7 protein-coding genes are annotated in these 6,052 nt (G+C 32.5%); 3 read left to right on the forward strand and 4 right to left on the reverse strand.

The window, feature by feature from the left end; genetic code table 11:
• Positions 1-551 (forward strand): hypothetical protein (locus DT250_RS31460; RefSeq protein ID WP_149214396.1); only part of this gene is annotated, 551 nt, incomplete at its 5' end.
• A gap of 112 nt (positions 552-663) precedes the next feature.
• Here DT250_RS31460 and spoVS read toward each other — a convergent pair.
• Complete coding sequence (gene spoVS / locus DT250_RS31465; RefSeq protein ID WP_000427790.1) at positions 664-936, reverse strand: stage V sporulation protein SpoVS; 273 nt, start codon at positions 934-936, stop codon at positions 664-666.
• Positions 937-1,410: 474 nt separating this feature from the next.
• Here spoVS and DT250_RS31470 point away from each other — a divergent pair, with 474 nt between their 5' ends.
• Positions 1,411-1,995: a hypothetical protein gene (locus tag DT250_RS31470; RefSeq protein WP_002085940.1), complete on the forward strand. Its 585-nt coding sequence runs from the start codon at positions 1,411-1,413 to the stop codon at positions 1,993-1,995.
• Positions 1,996-2,180: 185 nt separating this feature from the next.
• Here the strand turns inward: DT250_RS31470 and DT250_RS31475 are convergent, their stop codons facing one another.
• Positions 2,181-3,782 (reverse strand): esterase/lipase family protein, encoded by a 1,602-nt coding sequence (locus DT250_RS31475; protein ID WP_097857106.1) that lies wholly within the window; start codon positions 3,780-3,782, stop codon positions 2,181-2,183.
• Positions 3,783-4,332: 550 nt separating this feature from the next.
• On the opposite strand from DT250_RS31475, the gene DT250_RS31480 reads away from it, so the two are divergent.
• Positions 4,333-5,172: an arylamine N-acetyltransferase family protein gene (locus tag DT250_RS31480; protein WP_048540941.1), complete on the forward strand. Its 840-nt coding sequence runs from the start codon at positions 4,333-4,335 to the stop codon at positions 5,170-5,172.
• 93 nt (positions 5,173-5,265) lie between these two features.
• Here the strand turns inward: DT250_RS31480 and DT250_RS31485 are convergent, their stop codons facing one another.
• Both DT250_RS31485 and exsG read right to left on the reverse strand, forming a co-directional pair.
• Positions 5,266-5,475 carry a hypothetical protein gene (locus tag DT250_RS31485; protein WP_000830261.1) on the reverse strand — a complete coding sequence of 70 codons (210 nt, stop codon included), beginning with the start codon at positions 5,473-5,475 and terminating at the stop codon, positions 5,266-5,268.
• A gap of 216 nt (positions 5,476-5,691) precedes the next feature.
• Positions 5,692-5,844 carry an exosporium protein ExsG gene (gene exsG / locus DT250_RS31490; protein ID WP_000395678.1) on the reverse strand — a complete coding sequence of 51 codons (153 nt, stop codon included), beginning with the start codon at positions 5,842-5,844 and terminating at the stop codon, positions 5,692-5,694.
• Positions 5,845-6,052 lie beyond the last annotated feature (208 nt).

Genomic DNA, 6,052 nt, shown 5'->3' on the forward strand with positions numbered 1-6,052 from the left:
AAAATCCATATGCAACAACGCAAAATCAAGAACAACAATATCAACAAAATCCATACGACTCACGTCCAAATTATGAATACCCTCAAAATCCATATGTAGCACCACAAAATCAAGAGCAACAATTTCAACGAAATCCATACGAAACTCAGCCGCAACAACCACAATACCAACAACAAATGTACCAACCAAACTACAACGCACGTGTCTCACCGCCTAAACCACCAACAATTGATCCAACACAACCACAAATTTTACCACCAGGACCAACACTCGATATTACACAACCGCAAATCTTACCGCCTGGACCAATTACAGAACCAACACAACAACAAATTCAACAAGTTGTCGGTACACAGTTTTTACCTTTAAAGAAACCTGTACTAGATTTCGTAAAACCTTGGGTAGATTACGGTTTAAATGAAGCAAAACATACATCACACAAACACGCTTTAACAGAAGTTGCTGCGATTATGTTTTTAGTTGGGAAAGGGTTCAACCCGACGATTGCACATTATATTGTGGAATCTTGGGAGAAGAATGAGCAGTTTTAGAGGTTTTTATTCTCACAAAACTATAAAAGTGTCACAAATGCCTATTTCATAAGCATTTGTGACACTTTTTGTTTGTTATGTTAAATTTCATTTCAATACTGAATTACTGCAGTTACCTTTTCCTTCTAGGACCTACAATTAATTTAATCGCCGTTCTTTCTTGATCATTAATAGTAACCTCTTGAAATGCTGGAACAAAGGCCAAATCAATACCACTTGGAGCAACAAATCCTCTTGCGATTGCAATTGCTTTAATCGCTTGATTTATAGAACCCGCCCCAATCGCTTGAATTTCCACATTGCCACTTGTTCTTAGTACACCAGCTATTGCACCTGCTACTGAATTTGGTTTTGATTTTGAAGATACCTTTAATATATTTTCCATGTAAGTTGCTCCCTCTATTATTTAATTGCTCTTTTGTTACGGTTTAAAATATTTCAACGTATCTTTTATTACTATTCACACCAAAAGCAAACAATGCTACATATGTACATTCATTCGATACTTTTCGTCTTCTTCCTGCCCCACTATGTAAATAAAAGATAATAACCATAAACTCTAATATACAAACACTTCAAAATAGACATTCACTTAAACGATCACATCATTGCAACTGAGGATAATGGTTTTACTTTCACATGTAAAATATGAGTGCCCGCTTTACTTCAATCTTTCAAGATATTCCACTGATATTTCCACCAAAACATCAACCTTTTCTTCTTCAAAATCGTTACAACTACTATTCTATTACTACATTTCATCGTATTAGCACTTTATACTCCAAATCTATCACCTTTTATATAAGACAAGCATAAAATACTATGAGTATACACTTCATTCATAATAGGAGGTAATATATTGGGTTCATACTATCATTCTTCAAATTCAAATAAAAAATGTTCATGTAACTCTTCTTCCAGTTCATATAAAAAATGTTCATGCAACTCCTCTTCTAGTTCCTATAAAAAATGTTCATGCGACCATTCACATAAAAAAAGCTGTCCAGCATACGGCACTTTTTGGCAAACTGAGTTTATAACTGTTCCTTTTGGAGATCCTTTTCCATTTAATCACGTTGGCCCTATAGCAGGAGGAGTTTCCTTACTAAATCCTACTACTATACAATTTAGTCAAGCTGGTGATTATAGAGTTTCTTTCATTTCAACGATTAACACTACTTCAAATCCTGTATTTCCACATATTCCAGTCATGACTATATTTTTAAATAATAATCCACTCGCTAATAGTCAAGGTGATTTCGCTTTCCAAATGAATACTTCATCAAATAACGAATGTCTTCAACTAGCAGGCGAAACGATTGTTACAGTGACAGCTAATTCCACTCTTCAACTGAAAAATAATAGTGGTTTTAATCGTCAAAGTATTGCAACTTGTGATAATGGTATTAATTCAGTTGAATTAACAGTTATAAAACTAAGTTAATAATCCTCTTCACATTCAGATGCTATTTCAGCATCTTTTTTTATTGAATAATGCTCTTTTGATTCCTATAATCAAACATAAATTCCATTGTACGTTTCTGTTAATCTAATAAACATGAAAAAAGTACCGAACTCTTCTACTACAAAAGTTCGGTACTTTTTATATTAAAAACCCCTCATTCTTTCTTACTTCTCCACATAAACCGACTTAACAATTGTACGATTATACGGTTGTCCTTCTTTATTCGTCCCTTTTATATCCATCGTAACGTTATATACTCCTGGTTGCTTTATGTCCTTCAAAGCACCAGTAAACGTATTGTTATTACCCTTTTGTAATTCATTGTATTCAGAGACTAGTTTCCCTTCTTTATTAACTACTCTTACTGTTATAGAAAGATCCCCTTTCATTTCAGGTGCCACAGGTGATTTTTTCAGTTTATACTCAGATTTATTCACTTTAACTTTTGTAGGCATTTGGAGAACAAATGGTGCACCATCATTGTAATCGCTTACAATCAGAAATGCATCTTTCGACTGCTTCGCCATCATTTTAACTTTCCATTCTCCTACATCCATTTTATCAAATTTAAATGTTCTAATTGTCGCACCACCAAAGAAAGATTCACCTTCACCAGTAGTAATAACGCTATCCTTATTTGTATACATTTTTCCTTTTGGAGACATCATTTGTACTTCTACATCAGAAGACGCTGTTAAGATAGAAACTATTCCTTCAGCTTTTTTATCAACCGTAACAGTTTGCTCTATCCACTGATTTTGTGGCAATTCTCCTCCTAATATGTTTTGATTTGAAGTTGTATTTAATTGTTCTATATTTTCATTTGAACTAGTGCTGGATGCTACTAAAGCTGGTACGGCTACACTTGCTGTACGTAAATATGGTTCAATTCGAGAGAAAACAGCAGATCCTTTTCGTATATTATCATGATCAAATCTGGAATCTGTAAATAAATGCGTTCCATATGGCAGCTTAGCACTCCACTCATTTACTAGTCCATCATTTGAACCGTATGATGACAAATATAACCCGCCCATAGATAGCGCAGAAAATACTGGTCCCCAGCTAGTCCCAGTAGCCGTATAGTAACGGTTTAATTTAGCTGCTGGATTATTATCAATCGTTGAACGAAATTTTGCCATTTCGCCCATTTGTAATGAGTACGTACCATCATCTTTTTGACCTAAAATAGAAGCAAGCCATCCTGCCCACCAACTATATGATAAGTCCGCTAAATTTGAGCCATGATGTGGCGTCGCAAGCGTTATAACATTTCCAACAAATCGATTTGCACCATATCCTACTAATGCAGCCTGTGTATCGATACCGCCTTTACTATGTGCTACAATATTAACTTTTTTACCGAAGTGATTATATATTTCTTCTAACTTTTGTGCTAACAATTTTCCGTTGTCCCACTGACTAGCTGACCCTTTCCCAGCAGCATCATATAATTGTATAAATACTGTTTGATATCCTGCTTTCAAAGCATAGTCATACATATCATTTATATCGTGATACACTGTCTTTCCATACCAACTATCAGCATTCCCATTCCTTCCTTGTACAAAAAGAATTGGAGGCTTATTCTCATCATAATTAGCAGGTTTTTGACCTAAAAACCATTCTCCAGGTGTAAATACTTCTGTATCAGGAAATCCCTTTCCAAGCTCTTTTACAACTTCTGCCCGTACATTCGTGCTAATCATTGGAGCCATAATTAAAAATACAATCAGTAAGGCAACACATCTTCTCATCAATCGCATGTTACTCCCCCCACTTTTTTTGAAAGAAGGTGCTCTTTGTAATATTTTTTTATCTTCTCTCTTAATACTAGATAATCTTTTTACTTAAACAAAATCTTGTCCCTATTTGCAAGAGATTACTAGTACACCTTCTTTCTTAACTCACGTTATTCTCTTTGTTTCTATCTCTTCCTTTTGAGAGAACACTATAAAAAAGTTTCTCAATAATTGTTAACCGTACTAAATCCAAATATCTCTAAATCATTATTGTCTATATAAAGTATACAAATCTTGAAAAAACTTTAGGAAAAAAACACTTTATTACCACCTAGTTATAAAAAAGATTAATGAAGATATGTACTTTTATTTAATTTTATACAAAACAAACGAATAGAGGCTTATACTGTAAGACTTTCCTACCATTAAATTTTAAACTGAAATTTCCGAATAGAAAATAATATTTCGAGAAACATATATTATGATAATTTTCGCAGACTTGAATTAAACTTTTATAAATACTAACCTATCGGTGAGCAGAAGAAAATTCTGTAAAAAGAAAGGAGAATGCTTTATGATGACCAATTTACAAAAGGAGTTTTTTAAACGACTAAAAATTCCTGCAAAAGAAATAACATTTAATGATTTAGATGAAATTCTCTTGAAAATGGGCTTGATTCTCCCCTATGAAAATCTCGATATTATGGCTGGTACTATTAAAAACATCTCAAAAAATAACTTAGTAGAAAAGTTACTAATTCAAAAACGAGGCGGTCTTTGTTATGAATTAAACTCCTTATTGTATTACTTTTTAATGGATTGTGGGTTTCAAGTATATAAAGTAGCTGGTACTGTTTATGATCTTTACGATAATAAATGGAAACCCGATGATGGTCATGTCATTATCATATTAAATCATAATTATAAAGATTATGTTATAGACGCAGGTTTTGCATCTCATCTACCTCTACATCCCGTCCCTTTTAACGGAGAAGTGATTTCTTCTCAAACGGGAGAATATCGAATTCGCAAACAAACTACCCGAAAAGGTACACACATTTTAGAAATGAGAAAAGGAGCTAACGGGGAATCTACAAATTTCTTGCAATCTGAACCTTCACACGAATGGAAAATAGGCTATGCTTTCACTTTACATCCAATAGATGAGAAAAAAGTGAATAACATTCAAAAAGTGATTGTAGAGCATAAAGAATCGCCTTTTAATAAAGGGGCTATTACTTGTAAATTAACTGATTATGGTCACGTATCATTAACAAATAAAAATTATACAGAAACCTTTAAAGGCACAAAAAATAAACGACCAATAGAATCAAAAGATTATGCTCGCATTCTTCGTGAATCTTTTGGAATAACACAAGAAAAATATGTAGGAAAAACACTAGAAAGAGGATAGTTGACTAGAAGTATTTCATAATAAAGCAGATTCCATATTTAGAATCTGCTTTATTTTATATTTTGTTATAAAGAATTTTTTTGCTGGTATCCTTTAATTTTCAATGATATACTCATCATCATATTTATCATATTGGAGGCCTGATCCTATTTTTGATTCCGTAACTTGATCTCTTAAAAACGGTGCAGCTTCCATTTTGCTAGTTGCAATTTCAATTCCATATTTTTTCGTTAAATGGGCTAATTCTATTAAAAACCACTCTCTTCGCAATGTAACTGGAATATCCAATGTTCTTCTTTTCATATATAATAGCACCTCTTTAATTTCATAACTTAATGAACATCACTACATGCACGTGTGAAAACTACCTTTCATCACTAACATCCAATGAAACATTATAGTATATGCATGTCCATTTTAAACGTGCTATTACAAAACAATATTTTAGTTTACATAATCATATTATGTAAGAGTAGAAGAGAAAGGTATATCCCTTCCCTTCTACTCTAGAAACTTAAATTAAGAACATCTTGGTACACCTAAAGCTAAGAATAAACCTGCTACTCCCGCAGTAATCGGTACTTTTAACGTAATAACATCGTCTACTTTCGTTACTAAAAAGAAAGCATTACCTTCTTGTAATATACAAGTTACCAATAATTGAAATTCCATTTAACCCCCTCCTTTCAATCGTTATATTATACTTTATGAATTCTTCTTAAAAATGTAATAGGAAATATATCTATTTTTCCTTATATATAAAATAAATATTTATAAATCTATTAAAAATACTAATTTTCTAAATTTATATAAATCGTGTAATATCCAATAAGTTCCTATATAATCAATAGTGAAAATCTTACAAATGGAGGTATAAAAA

Origin of the sequence: Bacillus sp. AR2-1 (assembly GCF_008368755.1) — a bacterium.
Classification (GTDB): domain Bacteria; phylum Bacillota; class Bacilli; order Bacillales; family Bacillaceae_G; genus Bacillus_A; species Bacillus_A wiedmannii.

Bases quoted from the DNA above. Each gene is read 5' to 3' on its own strand.
- spoVS (WP_000427790.1), bottom strand. From the start codon at position 936: ATGGAAAATATATTAAAGGTATCTTCAAAATCAAAACCAAATTCAGTA.
- DT250_RS31475 (WP_097857106.1), bottom strand. From the start codon at position 3,782: ATGCGATTGATGAGAAGATGTGTTGCCTTACTGATTGTATTTTTAATT.
- DT250_RS31480 (WP_048540941.1), top strand. From the start codon at position 4,333: ATGATGACCAATTTACAAAAGGAGTTTTTTAAACGACTAAAAATTCCT.
- DT250_RS31485 (WP_000830261.1), bottom strand. From the start codon at position 5,475: ATGAAAAGAAGAACATTGGATATTCCAGTTACATTGCGAAGAGAGTGG.
- exsG (WP_000395678.1), bottom strand. From the start codon at position 5,844: ATGGAATTTCAATTATTGGTAACTTGTATATTACAAGAAGGTAATGCT.